This is a genomic window from Cupriavidus yeoncheonensis, assembly GCF_905397275.1.
GTDB lineage: Bacteria > Pseudomonadota > Gammaproteobacteria > Burkholderiales > Burkholderiaceae > Cupriavidus > Cupriavidus yeoncheonensis.
On record NZ_CAJPUY010000001.1, the window covers coordinates 185,956 to 204,935 of the forward strand.

Below are 18,980 nucleotides of genomic sequence, written 5' to 3' on the forward strand. Positions count from 1 at the left end.
ATGACGTCGGCCCACATCTTCCGGTCCTGCACGAGGAAGCTCGTGAAATGCTCGGGCGCCTCGCCGACGGGCTCCGATCCGAACTCGGCCATCTTCCTCCTTACCTCCGGATTGGCCAGCGCCCTTACCAGGGCCTGGTTATAGCGGGCCACAACCGGCTTGGGCAGGTTCCGATGGTGACGAACGCTACGCGAGGCAAAAAAAGGGCGGCCGATGTATTCATGGCGCGTGTCCCACGGTCTGCAGGTGGGCCAGCGAACCGTAGCGCCGCTGCAGTTCGGCCCATTCGGCATCGTCGTAGAAGGCGCATTGCCCGGAGCCGAACAGCTTGGCTACCTCGATGCAGAAGCGCGTGGCCACGTCGAGGTCGAAGGCATTGGTCGCACCCGTGGCACAGCCAGGCACCGTCGTCTGCGCCGTCAGGGCCACCCCGACCACCGGCGCAGAGGTGGCGATGGCGGGCTGCATGATGGAGTTGATGTGCCACAGGCCGTTTTCATACGGCGTGATGTCCTGCGTAGTCAGTGGCAGCACCAGCGGCAGTTCGCCGCTGACCCAGCCCATCAGGTCCAGCATCCGCTCGGGCAGCCGCAGCAGCCAGCCTTGCTTCGCGACCGGTGTCAACGCGACACCACGCCGGTTGACGAGACGGTTACCGCGCGTGGCGTCGACCGACAGGATCGCCGCCATGCGTGGATGCACTTCGTGCGACATCATCGTGCGCATGGCGAACGGCGATTTCATCATCGGCACCGGCTGGTGCGGCCGCGTGGCGGCGTGCGGGCAGATATGCGTGTGGATGCGCACGGGCCCGGGCAGAATATCGCCGGTGGCCGCCATGTCGGCCAGCTTCAGCGCGCAGGCCACGGCGACGATGGCGCCATCGGCATCCGACACGAGTCCGGTCACGGCCGGGCGCGCGCCCACGCCACCTAGCCGGCCCACCACGCCAAGCGCGGGCAGGTCGGGGTCGAGACCCGGCAGCGTGCACGCAAGGAAGTCGGTGTACAGGCCGTTTTCCTCGACCCGTGTCACGGTAACGTCGCCAACGCCGCGCGCGCGCAGCAGCGCGGCCACGCGCTCGCCGTCGACGTTGCCCGCCGACAGCAGTTCGATCGACTCAATCACCTGCTTGATGGACATTCGGGATTCCGTTTCCGCGAGGGGTTTCAGAGCGGCAGTGACAAGGGGCCAGGTTGCACGTCCTGGATCCGGGCGCCCAGGAACCAGCGCGACGTATGCGCTCCTCCCAGGTCCATGCGCGCGCTGCGAACGCGGATCCAGTTGCCTTCCGGCAGGCCCAGTACGGGCACCTTGGGATGCAGCGTGGTGAACTCGGCCAGCCGCTGATCGCGCGTTTCGCCGCAAAAGCCAGGTAGCACCACGTTGAAGTAGTGCGGGTTGATCTGGAATTCCACTAATCCAAGCGCATCGAGTCCGCCCGGATTGGCGACCGGCATATCGTTGGTCGTGCAGATCGTGGGGCAGGCAAGGTTGGCGCCGGCGCTCCAGCCGACATAGCGTGCACCGCCCGAGCGAATCCTTGCGGCGATAGGGGCAAGCAGGTCGCGCTCGCGCAGGCATTGCAGTAGCCGGAAGGTATTGCCGCCGCCGACAACGATCAGCTTCGCCATGTCGATGACCTGGCGCGCCGCTTCCGCATCGGCTGCGTGATGCAGTGACCGTACTTGGATGCCCATGGGTGACAAGGCATCCCTGACCAGCGCTTCATAGGTATCCCAGTCGCGCGTCACGCCGGCGAACGGCACGAAACATGCGGTCTTGCAGCCCACGGCCAGTTCGGTGATGGCATCGCGAGCGTGCGCGAGGTAGCCGGCGTCGCCGGTGGAGTTGCTCAGCAGGAGGAGGTCCATGAGTATCGATGCGGTGCGTTATCGCGAGATCGCGTTGCCGGCGGCCCGCCAGAGTGGATCGCCGATGCGCTGCCCGACCGATGCCACGGCGCGCACGAGTGTGTCGCGCAGTGTCGCGGCCTGCGCCTGGCTGACCTGCATGGCGGTGAACGACAGGCACAGGCCGCGCACGTCGCCGGAGACGGGGTCCGCCAGCGTCGTGGCCACGGCGCCAATGCCCGGCATGCCTTCGTTGATGGCCACGGCGCTGCGCTCGTGGAGCGCCGTCGCCACGCGTTCGCGCAACTCGCCGACCGTGGCGGGGCAGCCTGCGGGGGCTTGCGGCAGGCTGGTGTCGCCCGCGACACCATAGCGCGCGTGGAACTCCGCTTCCGTCAGGCGAGACAGGAGCACGCGGCCCATTGCGGTGGTGAAGGCAGGGCGGCGCGCGCCGGGCGGTGACAGTACCTGCACCGGGTTGCTCCCGTTCAGGCGCTGCAGCACCACGGTGTCCGTACCATCGAGCATCGACAGGTAGGCGGTGAACCCGGTCGAGTCGGACAGCGTGGCCAGGATCTCGCGGCATTGTTGGTCGAGCGGATGTGCTTGCGTGGCCGCCTGGGCCGCGCGAATCAGCAGCATGCCGGGCCGGTAGCGACGCGTGGCGGGATGCAGGTCCAGCAGCCGGTAGCGGACCATCTGCGCGAGCAGCCGCGAGGCCGAACTCTTGGCCAGGCCGAACTCGTCCATGACGTCGTTGAAACTGATTTCGTGGCGGCCTTCGCCGAACATGCCAAGCACGCTTTCCACGCCTTCCAGAATGCTCACTGCAGCGCTCCCAAACTTTTGGGTTCCATTTTGTGGAACCATGGTTCCACAAACGGTTCTGAAATGGTAGTCCGATGGGAGTGCGAATTCAAGCGGGCAGATTCCCGGCGGCGGGCGATCGCTCGCCTACAATGCAAGAGCCGTGTGAAGGCCAGAGGTAACAGGAGGCAGCATGAGCGAACAGATTAACCAGTTCCGGCCCCTGGATCCGGGCCGCATCAACCTGATGGACCCGATTGAGGTGCAGTACTGGTGCCGTGAGTTGGGGTGTACCGAGAGCGCCCTGGAGGAGGCCGTGGACGTGGCGGGAGAGCATATCGCCGCAGTCCGGGCCCGGCTGGAGGCCGGGCAGACCGGGGCAAGTTAGCGGCGACGAGCAGGGGCCGGCCCGAGGCGGGGCAGGCCCTGAGAAAAAAGGCCACGCGCTTCCGGGTCTGACCGGGGCACGTGGCCTTTTTGCATGGAGCGCACTGTCGGTGACCGTTTCCGTTAATGTGCGCCGGCTGCTGCATCAGCCCCGGCACCGCCCTTGGCCGGCTTGGTGAGCCAGACAAAGCCGATCAGCACGAAGAACAGGACGCCCGAGATCCAGAAGATGTCATTGGCGCCAAGCATCGCCGCCTGCTGGCTGATGTTGCGCTCCATTACGCCTACCGCCTGGGCCTGGCTCATGCCCATCTGCATCAGGTGATGAAGCTGGTCCGAGTAGGCCGGATTGTAGGGATTGACCTTCTCCACCAGTTGGGCGTGGTGCAGGGCGGTGCGATTTTCCCACACGGTGGTGGAGATCGACGCGCCGATGCCGCCAAACGTGATCCGCACGAAATTCGACAAGCCCGATGCGGCGGGGATCTTCTCCGGCGGCTGGCCGGACAGGATGATCGAGGTAAGCGGGATGAAGAACATCGCCATGGCCGCACCCTGGATCAGCGTGGGGATCATCAGCGTGCGGGTATCTACCTGCGTGGTGAAGCCCGCCCGCATCAGGCTCACGATACCGAACGTGACGAATGCGGCCGTGGCGACCCAGCGGGCATCCATCCTGGGCAGGTTGCGCCCGATCAACGGCGACAGCAGGATCGCGAAGATTCCGACCGGCGCCATCACGATGCCGGCATCCGTGGCCGTGTAGCCCACGATGGTCTGCAGCCACAGCGGCAGGATCACCAGGTTGCCGAAGAACAGCCCGTAAGCCACCGAGATCGCCACCACGCCCGAGCTGAAGTTCCGGCCCTTGAACAGCGTGATGTCGACGATCGGATGCTTCTCGTAGGTCTCCCACACCAGGAAGAACAGGAAGCCGAGCACGGCCACCAGCGCGAGCACCACGATCTCGGGCGAGTGGAACCAGTCGAGCTCCTTGCCCTTGTCGAGCATGAGCTGCATCGAGCCCACCCAGATCACCAGCAGCGACAGCCCGATGCGGTCGATCGGCAGCACCTTGGTCGGGGTTTCGCGGTCCTTGTAGATGGCCCACGTGGCGTACGCGGTGAGCAGGCCTACCGGCACGTTGATGTAGAAGATCCACGGCCATGTCATGTTGTCCGAGATCCAGCCACCGAGCAGCGGGCCCATGATGGGCGCCACCAGCGTGGTCATGCCCCACAGCGCGAGCGCCATCGTGCTCTTCTGCGGCGGGTAGCTCGACAACAGCAGGGACTGCGACAGCGGGATCATCGGTCCGGCCACCGCGCCCTGCAGGACACGCGCTGCCAGCAGCGTTTCCAGGTTGGGCGCCACGCCGCACAGCCAGGACGACAGCACGAACAGCAGGATCGACGTGATGAACAGGCGCACCGCGCCGAAGCGCGTGGTGAGCCAGCCCGTCAGCGGCACGGAAATGGCGTTGGCCACCGCGAACGACGTGATGACCCAGGTGCCCTGGTTCGGCGCTACGCCAAGGTCGCCGGAGATGGCTGGAATCGATACGTTGGCGATCGACGAATCCAGCACGTTCATGAACGTGGCCAGCGACAGCGCGATGGTGCCGACCACCAGCTTGCCGCCGCTGAGCGGCTGCGGCTGCACCGGGCGTGCCGGCGGCTTTGGTGCGGCGCCGGCGCGTTCACCCACGGCCAGTGTGTCTGCCATGGTCAGCCGCGGTTGGAGGGCCGTGCCACGGCGGCGCTGGCCGCCGCGTCGTCGGCCGGAACATTGTTGACCGGTGCACCCTTGGCCGGTACACCGATTGCCGGCGCCACCTGGCGGCCGCCGTTGTTCGCGGCGATGATGCGCGCGATCAGCTGGTCGGCGTCCTGCGCGACCTTGTCATAGACGTCCGTCTGCATCGGCTTGGCAGCAGTGGCGCTGACCAGGGCGGCGCCTTCTTCCTTGCGTACGTCGACCGTCACGTTCATCGACAGGCCGACGCGCAGCGGGTGGTCCTTGAGCTGCTGCGGGTCAAGCGCAATGCGCACCGGCAGGCGCTGCACCACCTTGATCCAGTTGCCGGTGGCGTTCTGCGCCGGCAGCAGCGAGAACGCGGAGCCGGTACCGGCCGAGAAGCCCTCTACCTTGCCGGTGTACTTGACCTTCGAGCCATAGACGTCGGCTTCAAGCGTCACGGGCTGGCCGATACGCATATGCGTGATCTGCACTTCCTTGAAGTTGGCGTCGACCCAGACCTGGTCCAGCGGCACGACGGCCATCAGCGGCGCACCGGCGGCCACGCGCTGGCCGACCTGCACCGAACGCTTGGCCACGTAACCCGTCACCGGCGCCGGCATCGTCGAGCGCACGAACGACAGGTAGGCCGAGCGCAGGTTGGCCGCGGCGCGCTGTACGCTCGGGTGCTTTTCAACGGTGGTCTGGTCGGTCAGCACCTTGTTCGAGGCGAGCTGCTCGCGTGCCGCGAGCAGGGACGACTGCGCGCCCTGGAGCGCGGCCTGAGCGTGGGAGATTTCTTCGCTCGACACCGCGCCCGAGCCCGCGATGGCCTGGCGGCGGCGCAGGTCATCGCGCGCCTTGGCGACGTCGGCCTCGCGCAGCGCCACATTGGCCGCGAGCGAACCGTTGTTGACGTAGAGCGTGCGCACTTCGCGCACCGCCTGGGCCAACTGGGCCTCGGCCTGTTCAAGTGCCACCTGCGTATCGGCGCGGTCGAGCTGGATCAGCGGCTGGCCGGCCGTGACGAGTTGCGTGTCGTCGGCGGCGATGGAGACCACCGTGCCGCCCACGAGCGGCGTCACCTGCACGACGTTGCCCGCGACATAGGCATCGTCGGTGCTTTCGAAGTGGCGCGCATAGAGGCCCCAGTACACGCCATAGCCGACGCCTGCCACCACGATGGCCGCGGTCAGGGAAAGCAGCAGGCGCTTGCGCTTGCCATTGTTGTTGACGGATGCCGCCGGAGTGCTGGGGGTGCCGGCTTGCTGGTTGTCGCTCATTTTGGTCTCTCGTGAATCTGTTCTGCGATGACAGGCGCGCGGATCAGCCGCGTGCGCCGGCCTGGCTGGTTGTCTGGTTGGTTGCTGCCGCGGCGGGGGCGTGGCCTTCGCCGCCTTCCTGCGGTTCTTCATAGCCGCCGCCGAGGGCCTTCATGAGGGCCATCTGCAGGTCCAGCCGGCGGGCCTGCAGATCGGTCGCCAGGCGGCGTTGCTGGAGCACGTTGCTCTCGGCGTTCAGCACGGTCAGCTGCGTGCCGAGGCCGGCCTTGTAGCGCATCGTGGCGAGCGAGTAGGCGTGTTCGGCCAGGTCCAGCGCTTCGCGCTGCGTGTTGATCTGGTTGTCCACGCTGTGGATGCTCGTCATCGTGTCGGCGGTTTCCTTGAGCGCGTCGACGAGGGTCTGGTTGTAGCTTGCGACGGCAATGTCATAGCGCGCGTACTGGCCCTTCAGGTTGGCGCGCAGCTTGCCGCCCTCGAAGATCGGCAGGTGCAGCGCCGGACCGAAGCCCATGGTGCGGCTGATGCCCATGAACAGGTCTTCCGGACGCAGCGACGCCAGGCCGGCAAAGCCGCTCAGCGTGATATTCGGCAGGAACTCCGCCTTGGCGACCTTGATTTCCTTGCCGCTGGCTTCCACGCGCCAGCGCGCGGCCACCAGGTCAGGGCGGCGGCCCAGCAGGCCGATGGTCAGGTCGTCCGGCAGCTTTGGCGTGGCGTGCGCGAGCAGGACCGGCTTCTGGATCGACAGGCCGCGATCCGGACCCTTGCCAAGCAGGGCGGCGATCTGGTTGCGCGACAGCGCGATGTCTTCGTCGATGCGCTGCAGGTCGGTGCGGGCGGCGGCCACTGTGCCGCGCGCCTGGGTGGTTTCCACCTGGGTGTCGAGGCCCGCGGCCAGGCGCTGCTGCGACAGCCCGGTCAGGTCCTGCCGCTGCGTAATGGCACGCTCGGCCACGTCGCGCTGCGCATAGAGCGCGGCCAGGCGGGCGTAGGCCCTGGCGACCGACGTGGTCAGGATCAGGCGCGAGGCCTGGCTTTCGGCCTCCACGGCACGGTCGTCGGACAGCGCTGCTTCGAGTGCCGAGCGGTTCTTGCCCCAGAAGTCGAACTCGTACGACAGGTTGGCCTGCAGGTGCGACTGGTTCCACCAGCGGCCAGCCAGTGGCGTGCCGGCGAACAGGTCGGTTTCCGAGAAGATCTCGCGCGTGATGTCCGCGTTGAAGCCGATGGTGGGATACAGCGCGCTGCGGGTGACGTCGGCCATGGCGCGCGACGCTTCCACGCGCGCAAACGCGACCTGCAGGTTCGGGTTGTCCTTGACCGCTTCGTCGACGAGCGCGTGCAGTTGCGGATCCTGGAATTGGTCGATCCAGTCCATGCCGGGCCATTGACCATGTTCGGCCGGCAGGGTCTGGTTGGTGGCCAGGGCGCTGGCTTCCGTCATGGTCTGCGTGCTGTGCGAATCGCCGAAGGCGGCGCAGCCGGCGAGCACGGCTGCGGCCACGACCGTCAATGCCAGTGTGCCGGCGCGGCGGCCCAGGGCGCGCATGCGCGACGGGCTATAAGGAAGGATTGAGAGCGCTTGGTTCATGGTTGATGCACTGGGCGGCGAAGGCTGTGCTTGGTATCTGGGTCGATAACGGTTCGAAATGGGTGGCGCAAGCGGGGTGGCGCAAGCGGAAAATGTGCCGGTGCGCTAGCCGGAGTTGTTGCAGATCACCCGGCGCAGCATGCCGCGCAGCGTTTCGATCTCTTCCGCGGAGAATCCGCGGAAATGCCCGGCCATAACCTTGCAGAAGGCCTCGGGCAGTTGCGCGGCGAGTGCATGGCCCGCCGGCGTAAGCGACAGGTCGAGCACGCGACGATCGTCGTCGCGCCGCGTGCGCTGGATCAGCCCGCGCTTTTCCATGCGGCTCAGCAGTCGCGTGATGGAGCCCATGTCGGTGCTCAGTTCGCGGCCCAGGTCGGTGACCGTACTGGCACGCCCGGAGGAAATCATGATCAGGCAACTCGCCTGCGCATGCGTAATGTCCAGGTTGCTCACCTCTTGCTCGATGCTGTGGGCGAGCGTGTTCTTGGCGCGGGATATCAGGTAGCCCACGCTGTCGGCCATGACGTAGCGCTGAGGGTCGAACAGTTCGTTGAGTTCGCTGGAAGAAGTGGCGGACGAGTCCGGTGACATCATTTGCCTCTGCAATCTTTGCTGTGACAAATATATGTGTGCGTTCAACTATCCGCAAGGATGGAAATTCGCCATTTCTGTTTTGGAAATAATAAAGACATAGCGTGGGCGGAATTGAAGCAAGGCATGACGCGCCGCAGCATGCTATAATATTGGGTTACCTCAGAATTCCGCACAGCGAGACGCTGCAATGACCCGCGCCATCCGTAATATCGCCATCATCGCCCACGTTGATCATGGCAAGACCACTCTGGTCGATCAGCTCCTGCGCCAGGCAGGCACCTTCCGCGACAACCAACAGGTTGCCGAGCGGGTGATGGACTCGAACGACCTGGAAAAGGAACGCGGGATCACCATTCTCGCGAAGAACTGTGCTGTTGAGTACAACGGCACGCACATCAACATCGTTGATACCCCGGGGCACGCCGACTTCGGCGGCGAAGTGGAGCGCGTACTGTCGATGGTTGACGGCGTGCTGCTGCTGGTGGACGCCGTCGAAGGCCCGATGCCGCAGACCCGCTTCGTGACCCGCAAGGCACTGGCGCTGGGCCTGAAGCCGATCGTGGTGGTCAACAAGATCGACCGCCCGGGCGCGCGCCCGGACTGGGTGATCAACCAGACCTTCGACCTGTTCGACAAGCTGGGCGCCACCGACGAGCAGCTCGACTTCCCGGTGATCTACGCCTCGGGCCTGAACGGCTTTGCCGGCCTGACCGAAGACGTGCGCGACGGCGACATGAAGCCGCTGTTTGAAACCGTGCTGGACAAGGTGCCGGTGCGTGACGACGATCGCGACGGCCCCCTGCAACTGCAGATCATCTCGCTGGACTACTCCAGCTACGTCGGCAAGATCGGCGTGGGCCGTATCTCGCGTGGCCGCGCCCGGCCGCTGCAGGACGTGGTGGTCAAGTTCGGTCCGGAAGGCAACCCGATCAAGGGCCGCATCAACCAGGTGCTGAAGTTCCAGGGCCTGGAGCGCGAGATCGTGTCCGAGGCCGAAGCCGGCGACATCGTACTGATCAACGGCATCGAAGAACTGGGTATCGGCTGCACGGTGTGCGCGCCGGAGGCCCAGGACGCGCTGCCGATGCTGAAGGTCGATGAGCCGACGCTGACCATGAACTTCTGCGTCAACACCTCGCCGCTGGCCGGCCGTGAAGGCAAGTTCGTGACCAGCCGCCAGCTGCGCGAGCGCCTGGACCGCGAACTGAAGTCCAACGTGGCGCTGCGCGTGGCCGATACCGGCGACGACACCATCTTCGAAGTGTCCGGCCGCGGCGAACTGCACCTGACCATCCTGCTGGAAAACATGCGTCGCGAAGGCTACGAGCTGGCCGTGTCGCGTCCGCGCGTGGTGTTCAAGGAAATCGACGGCGTCAAGAACGAGCCGTACGAACTGCTGACCGTGGACGTCGAAGACAGCCACCAGGGCGGCGTGATGGAAGAGCTGGGCCGCCGCAAGGGCGAACTGCTCGACATGGCGTCGGACGGCAAGGGCCGTACCCGCCTCGAGTACCGCATCCCGGCCCGCGGCCTGATCGGCTTCCAGGGCGAGTTCCTGACGCTGACGCGCGGCACCGGCCTGATCAGCCATATCTTCGACGACTACGCACCGGTGCGCGAAGGCGGCCTGGGCGAGCGCCACAACGGCGTGCTGATCTCGCAGGACGACGGCGATGCCGTGGCCTACGCGCTGTGGAAGCTGCAGGACCGCGGCCGCATGTTCGTCAAGCCGGGCGACGCGCTGTATGAAGGCATGATCATCGGCATCCACAGCCGCGACAACGATCTGGTGGTCAACCCGATCAAGGGCAAGCAGCTGACCAACGTGCGTGCTTCGGGTACCGACGAAGCCGTGCGCCTGGTGCCGCCGATCCAGATGTCGCTCGAATACGCGGTGGAATTCATCGCCGACGACGAACTGGTCGAACTCACGCCCAAGAGCATCCGCCTGCGCAAGCGCCACCTGAAGGAGCACGAGCGCAAGCGTGCCTCGCGCGAAGGCGTGTAAGGCCGAGCGTCATTGCTGCTTGAAAGAACCGCGCCTTGTGCGCGGTTTTTTCTTTGTCGGCCTTTATCAGGACCTGGCCCGTGCTCGCGGGCTGCGCCATTCGGGCGGCTTCCAAAGGTAGCGCAGGTCACGGTCGCGCCAGGTATCGGCGAACATGTCGCGCCATTCATGGAAGGTCAGCGTCAGCGGATTGTGTGTGCGCACCTGGCGCGTAATGCCAAACACCGGCGCTTCCCGCTCCGGCACGAACGTCCCGAACATCCGGTCCCAGATGGTCAGCACGCCTGCGTAATTACGATCGATGTATCCGTCGTTCTTTGCATGGTGCACGCGATGCACGGACGGCGTGTTGAGTGCGGCTTCGATCCACGGCCAGCGCCGGCCGAGCCGCGTGTGCACGAAGAACTGGAAGGCGAGGTTGAGCCCGACAGCCAGGATCACCCAGTCCGGCGTGAAGCCGATCCACGCCAGCGGTATCCAGAACAACCACATGCCCGATAGCGGATACGTGAGGCTCTGCCGGAATGCCGTGGAGAAGTTCATGCCTTCGGACGAATGGTGCGTCACGTGCGACGCCCACATCCAGCGGATGCGGTGGCTGGCCCGGTGGAACCAGTAGTAGAGAAAGTCCTGCAGCAGCAGGAGCAGTGCGAATGACCACGCCGTCTCGGGCATCGTCCTGAGGCCGTGCTGGTAGCACCAGGTATAGACGGTGCGGACCATCAGCCAGAGAAAGAAGGCATCCGATGCCTGGTGCATCAGCGCCAGCGCCGCGTTGGACGCTGTGTCGCGCAGCCCGTAGATGCCGCGGTCCCGGCGCGACCAGTACCACGCCTCGCAGCCGATAGTCAGCAGGAAAGCCGGCGCGAACGCCAGCAGGATCAATCCGGGATCAAGCGACTCGGTGTGCATGCGGCTAGTGTGCACGGGCCGCGAAAAATTGCCAGGAGGGATTCCTCCAGGTGCCGGAGCCGTGTTGCGGATGATGACAGGAAAGTCAGTTCTGTCTGTCGCGACGGGAGGGTCAAGGAACGATCTGCCACGCCGTAGACCAGCAGGACGGCCGGCTGGGCCGTCCCTTTACCCCCGGAGAGCCCATGTTTCGCAACACTACTATCGGAGCCAGGTTGTGGTTCCTGATTGTCGTCACCAATATCCTGCTGCTGCTCGTTGGCGCAGTCGGCATGATCGGCATGTCGCGCAGCAATGACGCCACGCGCGAAATCTACGAGCATCAGCTGACCGCGGCCATGCACCTGGCCGAAGCACGGTCCAACCAGTTGCTGGTACGCGTGCTGCTGGACCAGGCAACCCTTGCCAAGGATCCTGCCGACGCGCGAGCGCGTGCCGAGACCGCGCAGGGCTTTGCGAAGAGTTCGGATGCTGCGTGGCAGGCGTACCTCGCATTGCCGCGTGCGCCAGAGGAAGCGAACCTGACGCAGGACGTGTCGGCCAAGCGCGGTGCACTGTTTTCGCAGGGCGTCGCGCCGATGGTTGCGGCGCTGAACGCGGGTGACCGCGAGGCGATGATGACGGCTGTGCTCGAAACCATCCCGAAGCTCGATATCGCCTTCACCGCGGCCAGTGCCGAACTCAATCGCGCACAGGTAGCCGGCGCGCGTCGGGTCTATGAGGCATCGCAGCAGCGCTACGGCATGCTTCTGGCCTGGTCGGCCGTGGTGCTGGTTGCGGGGCTGGCGTTCAGCACGGTGGTGGCATGGCGCCTGCGACAGTCCATCGTCAGGCCGCTGGATTCTGCCATTGCGCGCTTCGAACGCATGGCCGGTGGCGACCTGAGCGGCAAGGGGAGTGACGATGGCGTCATGGCCGACGAGCGTGCACGCAGCGAAACCAGTCGCATGCTGGGCATGCTGGGACGTATGCAGTCGAGCCTCGTCGCGATGGTGGGTCAGGTGAGCGGCGGCGCGGATTCGATCGCGGCAGCCAGCCGGCAGATCGCCAGTGGCAATGCGGACCTGTCGCAGCGCACCGAGCAGCAGGCGGCGTCGCTGGAGGAAACCGCGTCGAGCATGGAAGAACTGACCGGCACGGTGCGCCAGAACGCCGACAGCGCGCGCGAGGCGGCTACCCTGGCCAACGACGCCACCACGCTTGCCGAACGTGGCAGCGAAGCGGTGGCGCGCGTCGTGCATACGATGCAGTCCATCGACGCGAGTTCGGGCAAGATCGTCGACATCATCGACGTGATCGAGAAGATCGCCTTCCAGACCAATATCCTGGCCCTGAACGCAGCGGTGGAAGCCGCGCGTGCGGGAGAACACGGGCGCGGCTTCGCGGTGGTGGCTGGCGATGTGCGAGACCTCGCGCAGCGCTGCGCGGGAGCATCCAAGGAGATCCGCGGGCTGATCGGCAAATCGGTGGCCAATGTGCGCGAGGGGACCGGCATGGTGGATGACGCGGGCCGCGCCATGCAAGACATTGTCGACGCCGTGCGGCGGGTCGGTGCGATCATCCGCGACATCAGCGCGGCGTCCGACGAGCAGTCCAATGGCATCGAGCAGGTGAACCTGGCGGTGTCCCACATGGACGGCATGACGCAGCAGAACGCAGCGCTGGTGGAGCAGGCCGCGGCGGCCGCCGCATCGCTGCAGGACCAGGCGCAACGGCTGATGGCGCTGATGTCGACGTTCAGGCTTGCATGATGGAGGGCCGCAGTGATGTCGTAGCGGCATGAAGGCGTGTGCGGATGCCGCACACGCGCGCGTGCCTGCGCGGGTGATCGGCGTAAAATCGCGGCTTGCATTCGCGTAGGAGAGCATCATGACTGACTTCGTCACTACGGAAGTCCAGGGTGGCATCGGCTACCTGACGCTGAACCGGCCGCAGGCGCTCAACGCGCTGTCGCTGGAAATGATCCGCGCCATGACCCGGGCACTGCAGGCATGGGCCAACGCACCAGAGGTCGTGGCCGTCGTGGTGGCCGGAGCCGGCGGCAAGGCCTTCTGCGCTGGCGGCGACATCCGCTATTTCCACAAGGCCTCGCATGAGGGCGATCCGCTGCTCGACCAGTTCTTTGTCGAGGAATATGCCCTCAACTTCCTGATCCACCGCTACGCCAAGCCGTATATCGCGCTGATGGATGGCGTGGTCATGGGCGGCGGCATGGGCATTTCGCAAGGCGCGCGTCTGCGCATCGTCACCGACCGCACCAAGATGGCCATGCCCGAGACCAACATCGGGCTGTTCCCGGACGTGGGTGGCGGCTGGTTCCTGGCGCGTACGCCGGGCAGCATCGGCGAATACCTGGGCCTGACCGGCACGGTGATTCACGCGGCCGACGCCCTGTATGCCGGACTGGCCGATGCCTACCTGCCGGGCAAGGTGCTCGCCGAGGTGGCGAGCGATCTGCGTGCGCGGACGTTCGACCACGGCCAGGCCGTGCTCGACCATATCGCCACGTTCACGCAGCAGCATCGCGAAGCCTGCGTGCCGGCGCAAAGCCAGCTTGCCGGCCTGTCGGCGCAGATCGATCGCATCTTTGGCGGCGACACGATGGTGGACATCCTGGCCGCGATCAGCGACGCGCCGGGCGACTGGGCCGCCCACACGGCCGCGATGCTGCGCAGCCGCTCGCCCTTGATGCTTCATGTGTCGCTGGAGCAGATCCGGCGCGCGCGCACGATGTCGCTGGACGACGAATTGCGCATGGAGCTCGACATGATGCATTACGTGTTCCGCAAGGGCGACGGCGTGGAAGGCATTCGTGCCCTGGCGATCGACAAGGACCACCGGCCGCGCTGGCAGGATGCGCGCATCGACGAGGTGAGCCGCGACAAGGTGCTGTCGTTCTTCGACAGCCCGTGGCGCGCGGAGGATCATCCTCTGGCAGGCCTCGGCAAGTAAGAAGGGGTGCGCCGCGCGGCGCTCCGGACTCGGGTAGAGTGAAGGCTGGATCAGCGCCAGGTTAGGCCATGTGATCCATGGCGGCCAGAGCTGTTCCGCTTCACTCGAACCACACAGTTGAAGGAGCCGTGATGAGCAATCCTCGAGATGTCGCTGTATTGGTGGGAAGCCTGCGCAAGGAGTCGTTCAACCGAAAGCTGGCCAAGGCGCTGATCGCGCTGGCGCCGCAGTCGCTGAAGCCGGAGATCGTCGAGATCGGCAACCTGCAGTTGTACAACCAGGACCTCGACGCCAGCCCGCCCCCCGAGTGGACCGCTTTCCGCGACCGCATCCGCCGTGCCGATGCAGTGCTCTTCATCACGCCCGAGTACAACCGTTCGGTTCCGGCGCCGATGAAAAATGCCATTGACGTCGGATCCCGCCCATATGGCAGCAGTGCGTGGGACGGCAAGCCCGGCGGCGTCATCAGCGTTTCGCCCGGGGCCATTGGCGGCTTTGGCGCCAATCATCACCTGCGGCAGTCGCTGGTGTTCCTGAACGTGCCGGTCCTGCAGCAGCCGGAAGCCTATATCGGCGGAGCGGACAAGCTGTTCGACGAGCAGGGCGGTCTCGCGAACGAATCGGTGAGCGGATTCCTCGGCAAATACCTGACGGCTTACGCCGCCTGGATCGAACGCAACGCAGCCCCTCGCTGAGGCGGCAGCCGCGTCGCGGGCACCGGTCGCAGCGCAAACGCGCTGTGGCTATGCGCTTGTCCTTTTCCGTGTAGACCCGATGCCGGTGCGTGCAGAACTGCCTGGGCCGGCACAACGCCGCATCTCGGTTGCACCGGCATGACCGAATTCCGCGAACGCTCCAGCGAGGTGGAGAAGTTGGTGAATGCGTGTTGATACCAGTGAGCCATCAAAGCAACAGTGAGACGCAAGGCTTTTTGGTGGCTTTGCCGCAGGGCGGTGCTCGCCTATATTTCCGGAACGACAGTCCTAACAGGGTCTTCAGGATCGTCGGATAAACGTCGTTAAAGCAGTCAGGCACAACACCGGTACCGCCGCAATGGCGGTGCCATGATGAGGGGCTGACATGAATCGACTTAGCGCTTATCCGTATCGCCTGGCCGCATTGGCGTTGCTGTCTGCCTGTGTGGCCCCCACGGTCTGCCATGCCGACGGCGGAACCATTTACTTCTCGGGAATGATTGTCGCGCCCCCGTACGAGATGCGCGTCGTGCCTGGCGCAGCGCGCCATGGTCCGGGTAGTCGAGTCGCCAGGGCCGACATCGGCTTTCTGAGCCAGCCAGCCAACCGGCCGAGTGCGAGCGTGCGTGTCGATGGTCTGGGCAGCGTACCTCTGGCTCTTCAATACACCGATGCACGCGGGCGCCGGTCAAGTGTCCCTTCCACAGGCTCGTATCATCTTGGGCGAGATGGCGGCACGCTTTCCATTGCGTCGTCTTCCGGCGGCCCTGTAGGTGCGACAGTGACCGTGGCTTACGACTGAGCAACACTGCCGCCGGCGTGGCAAAGACACCCCGCCGCTCAGCCTCTGACGCGGCGGGGTGAAATGCACGGCGGATACCGGGGAGGACAATTCCCGCCGTGCCCTTCCAGCGTAGAAGGCTAGTCAGGAGGGCAATGTGGGCTACCGCACACGGCAAGTGCGATTGGCGCGAATTCGAAAGAATGGCCCGCGTCCGGGGCTGGACAGGCTCCTGCCGCATTCTCGGCGGTAGAAAAAACCCCCGCCCAGCGTTCATGAGGCCCGGGCGGGGAACGGGGCCGCCCCTTCGGGGAGCCGGGGCGAGCGCTGCGCAAGGAGATTGCGTTGCCGCGCAGCGCCAAGGTATCCAAACCATCCTTTCATTTTGCTTTCGATCTCGTTACATTGCTGTCATCGCGAGGGACTTGGCTGCGTTCGATTGCCGGACTGCCTTCAGTTCGCCTGGACGCACGCGCCGGCGACACATTGATATGTGGCCCGACCCGGTGCAGTCAGCGTGCATGCCGCATCAGTGCAAGAGGTCGATGGCTGGCCGCCGAGAAGGCTATACACCTCTTCGATTGTCACGATCGCAGGTGAGGCTGTATGCGAATGGACAGTGGTGGGCAACGACAACGGAGGCGAAACGGTCGCGCATCCTGTCAGCAGCAAAGCGGGGACTAACAGGGCCATAATCGAGCGTGCCTGGTACATGCGGATCCTCGGGGGACGGGTTGTCCAAGTCTATTCGGCCTTCCCTGATGAAGTTGCCGGCTAGGTCAAACCGATACAGGCTAGGTCAGTTCGCGCTACTCCAGCCAGGAAGCGGCGGCCGGTCAGAGGTCAAACACCCTGGCCTCGGTGAACACGACGGCACCGCCTTGCTTCAGGCGGATCCGCGCCGTGTACCCTATACTTCCGACCTTTCGCACGCGTTGCGTGATCGTTCCCATGGCGGTGCTACACGAGTAGTGATGGTGCTACATCGTTGCACTTTGGTCCGAAAATGGGACGAAATAGGCAGAATCAGCAGGAAATGGAACAGACCCGTAGCACCCCGCAAACCAAGTCCACAGGCGGCAATCAAGGAAAAATAAGGCCTCGCCGGATTTCTGTGGCCCCGATGATGGACTGGACCGATCGCAATTGTCGGATGTTCCATCGCCAACTCAGCCGCCACGCCTGGCTGTACACGGAGATGGTGACGACTGGCGCGCTGCTGCACGGCGACGTGCCCAGGCATCTGGACTTCGACGCCGCGGAGCATCCCGTGGCCCTGCAGTTGGGCGGTAGCGAGCCGGCCGACCTCGCTGTGGCAGCGCGCCTTGGTCAACAGTGGGGATACGCCGAGGTCAACCTCAATTGCGGCTGCCCGTCCGAGCGCGTGCAACGGGGTGCATTCGGCGCTTGCCTGATGGCAGAGCCGCAACTCGTGGCCGACTGTGTAAAAGCCATGCGCGACGCCGTGTCTATCCCGGTGACCGTCAAGCACCGCATTGGTATCGACAAGGTCGAGCACTATGATTTTGTCCGTGATTTTGTCGGCACGGTGGCGCGGGCTGGCTGCGAGACATTCATCGTGCATGCGCGCAACGCGATCCTGAAAGGCCTGAGCCCGAAGGAGAACCGTGAAATTCCGCCGCTGCGCTATGAAGTCGCTTACCAGTTGAAAAAGGATTTCCCGCAACTGGAAATCCTGATCAACGGCGGCATCGTCGGCTATGACGAAATGGCTGCCCATCTGGAGCACGTCGACGGGGTGATGATCGGGCGGGAAGCCTATCACCAGCCCTATGTGCTCGCTGAAATGGATGGCCGTTTCTACGGCGATGCAGAGGCGCCGGTCCGGTCGCGGCTGGAGGTGGAGCTTGCCATGCAGGGCTATATCGGCGACCTCGTGGAACGCGGCGGCTATATGGGTGCGGTGACTCGTCACATGCTGGGTCTGTACCGGGGCGTCGCGGGTGGTCGTGGCTGGCGGCGCGTGCTGTCCGACGCCAAGCGGATGTCGGCAGCCCGTGCGCGTGCCGATGTGGATGCGATCTTCGAAGAGGCGCGTTCCCATCTGCATGCCACGGACCCGATCGAGCCCGCGCATCGCGTGGCCGCATAGGCGATTACCGTGGATGACGCCAGGAAAGTCGTGGAGTAAACACTCTAATTCCGAACGGAGAAATTATGCATGGGGCAATGCAGGTAACGCGTGCGGCACATACTGCAAGTCGTCGCCCGGAAGCCCACGCCAGGAAAGGGATTCCCCTAATTAGCCGAGGGCAGGCGCTTTCTTACACTGTGCCTGCCCTCGAATACAGGGCTTTCTTCAACTGATTATTCAGCCCGCCTTGCGGGCTGCTTTTTTTGAGTTGCCCCGCTGCGACGTTTCGGTTAACCCGAATGGCGCGAGGCCTGACTGCCGGTTACAGTGCAACGGCCTTCAGGGCATTTGAGATCGCAAAAGTTAAGAGTCCGCGCTGCGGGCTCTTTTTTTTTGATCCCCATCGTACCGAGCGAGCAGTTGGACGGAACTGTGACGATAGAGTTCCTCGGGGCAGCAACTACTTGCTCGTGTGGTTGATGCCGACATCGATCGTGCCATACGTGGTGATGCCTGAGCCGCTACCTTCAGCCCCGCCACTGGCGCATGCTGCGAGCATCACCGCCAGCAGGGCTGTCACCGCCATCCCGAATATCTGCTTCACTACCGCGCTCCTCAAAACTGTACGGCAGGTTTGGCAGAGGATCAGGCCCCCGGGTTCCGTGCCAGGAAGCTGATCAATCGAAAAAAATGCAGGCGCCCCTTCCAGAAACCGCCTGACGGGAAGGTCGAGGGGTCAATGTCCCTCGCGTCAAAGTATCGTTGCGCCGGATTGCCCATTGAACCCTGCATCAGTAGGGGCCGTGTAAAGCATATCTGCGCCCGGCGCTCGGGATCGGATGTCGGCCCCCGGGCGGCATGGCCGCGTCTCATTGTGCGGGGTGACCGTGATACGATGATCCGCGACACGGCGCCGCCGTGTTTTTGTCAGATCAATCGCTGGGATGAGGTGGCTGTGGTGGATGACCAGACGCCGTTCGGGGTTGTGTTCGAGGACTTCCGCTTGATATGGGTGGCCGAGCGCCTGCAGGACGGCAAATGGACGGCCCGCTACTGCTGGCACCCAGGCACGACCGAGGCAGCGGGTAGGGCGCTCCAGGAAGACGCGCTCAATGGAAAATCGCGCCGGCTTCTGGGGCAGTACGACACCGAGGCCGAGACGATCGAAGCCATCAAGCAGGCGGTGCTGCTGGAGGCCCGCTGGTCGCCTCGCAAGTGACGATGACGGGCCTGGAAAAAATTTTGTGCGTGATACTAGCCATGTCGGAAAGATGTTTGTATAATC

The 18,980-nt window shown here is 64.7% G+C and carries 16 protein-coding genes; 7 read left to right on the top strand and 9 right to left on the bottom strand.

Annotation, left to right across the window (positions count from 1 at the left end; translation table 11 throughout):
• Positions 1-219: 219 nt before the first annotated feature.
• Genes KHO22_RS00830 through KHO22_RS00840 form a run of 3 tightly spaced genes read right to left on the bottom strand, consistent with a single transcriptional unit; the run spans position 220 to position 2,681 of the window.
• Positions 220-1,143, bottom strand: a complete 924-nt coding sequence (locus KHO22_RS00830; RefSeq protein ID WP_211945195.1) for a DUF1177 domain-containing protein — start codon at positions 1,141-1,143, stop codon at positions 220-222.
• 26 nt (positions 1,144-1,169) lie between these two features.
• On the bottom strand, positions 1,170-1,874 hold the full coding sequence (gene pepE, locus KHO22_RS00835) for a dipeptidase PepE (RefSeq protein ID WP_211945196.1): 705 nt from the start codon (positions 1,872-1,874) through the stop codon (positions 1,170-1,172).
• An 18-nt stretch (positions 1,875-1,892) separates the two neighbouring features.
• Positions 1,893-2,681, bottom strand: a complete 789-nt coding sequence (locus KHO22_RS00840) for an IclR family transcriptional regulator (protein ID WP_211945197.1) — start codon at positions 2,679-2,681, stop codon at positions 1,893-1,895.
• A gap of 172 nt (positions 2,682-2,853) precedes the next feature.
• On the opposite strand from KHO22_RS00840, the gene KHO22_RS00845 reads away from it, so the two are divergent.
• Positions 2,854-3,048: a DUF3606 domain-containing protein gene (locus KHO22_RS00845; protein WP_211945198.1), complete on the top strand. Its 195-nt coding sequence runs from the start codon at positions 2,854-2,856 to the stop codon at positions 3,046-3,048.
• 122 nt (positions 3,049-3,170) lie between these two features.
• On the opposite strand, the gene KHO22_RS00850 is transcribed toward KHO22_RS00845, so the two are convergent.
• The 4 genes from KHO22_RS00850 to KHO22_RS00865 all read right to left on the bottom strand — a co-directional run bounded on the left by KHO22_RS00850 (position 3,171) and on the right by KHO22_RS00865 (position 8,249).
• Positions 3,171-4,772 (bottom strand): DHA2 family efflux MFS transporter permease subunit, encoded by a 1,602-nt coding sequence (locus tag KHO22_RS00850; RefSeq protein WP_230426690.1) that lies wholly within the window; start codon positions 4,770-4,772, stop codon positions 3,171-3,173.
• 2 nt (positions 4,773-4,774) lie between these two features.
• A complete protein-coding gene (locus tag KHO22_RS00855; protein ID WP_211945199.1) occupies positions 4,775-6,067 on the bottom strand; it encodes an HlyD/EmrA/EmrK family protein in 1,293 nt (430 codons plus the stop codon).
• 43 nt (positions 6,068-6,110) lie between these two features.
• Positions 6,111-7,658 (bottom strand): efflux transporter outer membrane subunit, encoded by a 1,548-nt coding sequence (locus tag KHO22_RS00860; RefSeq protein WP_211945200.1) that lies wholly within the window; start codon positions 7,656-7,658, stop codon positions 6,111-6,113.
• Between the two features lie 105 nt (positions 7,659-7,763).
• Positions 7,764-8,249, bottom strand: coding sequence for a MarR family winged helix-turn-helix transcriptional regulator (locus KHO22_RS00865; protein ID WP_211945465.1), 486 nt, complete (start codon positions 8,247-8,249; stop codon positions 7,764-7,766).
• A gap of 190 nt (positions 8,250-8,439) precedes the next feature.
• On the opposite strand from KHO22_RS00865, the gene typA reads away from it, so the two are divergent.
• On the top strand, positions 8,440-10,260 hold the full coding sequence (gene typA, locus KHO22_RS00870; protein ID WP_211945201.1) for a translational GTPase TypA: 1,821 nt from the start codon (positions 8,440-8,442) through the stop codon (positions 10,258-10,260).
• Positions 10,261-10,326: 66 nt separating this feature from the next.
• Here the strand turns inward: typA and KHO22_RS00875 are convergent, their stop codons facing one another.
• Complete coding sequence (locus tag KHO22_RS00875) at positions 10,327-11,172, bottom strand: sterol desaturase family protein (RefSeq protein WP_211945202.1); 846 nt, start codon at positions 11,170-11,172, stop codon at positions 10,327-10,329.
• A 185-nt stretch (positions 11,173-11,357) separates the two neighbouring features.
• On the opposite strand from KHO22_RS00875, the gene KHO22_RS00880 reads away from it, so the two are divergent.
• The 4 genes from KHO22_RS00880 (at position 11,358) to dusA (ending at position 17,713) form a co-directional block, all read left to right on the top strand.
• Positions 11,358-12,923: a methyl-accepting chemotaxis protein gene (locus KHO22_RS00880; RefSeq protein ID WP_211945203.1), complete on the top strand. Its 1,566-nt coding sequence runs from the start codon at positions 11,358-11,360 to the stop codon at positions 12,921-12,923.
• A 118-nt stretch (positions 12,924-13,041) separates the two neighbouring features.
• Positions 13,042-14,124 carry an enoyl-CoA hydratase/isomerase family protein gene (locus KHO22_RS00885; protein ID WP_211945204.1) on the top strand — a complete coding sequence of 361 codons (1,083 nt, stop codon included), beginning with the start codon at positions 13,042-13,044 and terminating at the stop codon, positions 14,122-14,124.
• Positions 14,125-14,255: 131 nt separating this feature from the next.
• On the top strand, positions 14,256-14,819 hold the full coding sequence (locus KHO22_RS00890; protein WP_211945205.1) for an NADPH-dependent FMN reductase: 564 nt from the start codon (positions 14,256-14,258) through the stop codon (positions 14,817-14,819).
• A 1,817-nt stretch (positions 14,820-16,636) separates the two neighbouring features.
• On the top strand, positions 16,637-17,713 hold the full coding sequence (gene dusA / locus KHO22_RS00895) for a tRNA dihydrouridine(20/20a) synthase DusA (protein ID WP_211945206.1): 1,077 nt from the start codon (positions 16,637-16,639) through the stop codon (positions 17,711-17,713).
• A 442-nt stretch (positions 17,714-18,155) separates the two neighbouring features.
• On the opposite strand, the gene KHO22_RS00900 is transcribed toward dusA, so the two are convergent.
• Positions 18,156-18,299, bottom strand: coding sequence for a hypothetical protein (locus KHO22_RS00900; protein ID WP_211945493.1), 144 nt, complete (start codon positions 18,297-18,299; stop codon positions 18,156-18,158).
• Between the two features lie 291 nt (positions 18,300-18,590).
• On the opposite strand from KHO22_RS00900, the gene KHO22_RS00905 reads away from it, so the two are divergent.
• A complete protein-coding gene (locus tag KHO22_RS00905) occupies positions 18,591-18,914 on the top strand; it encodes a hypothetical protein (RefSeq protein WP_420839565.1) in 324 nt (107 codons plus the stop codon).
• Positions 18,915-18,980: the final 66 nt, after the last annotated feature.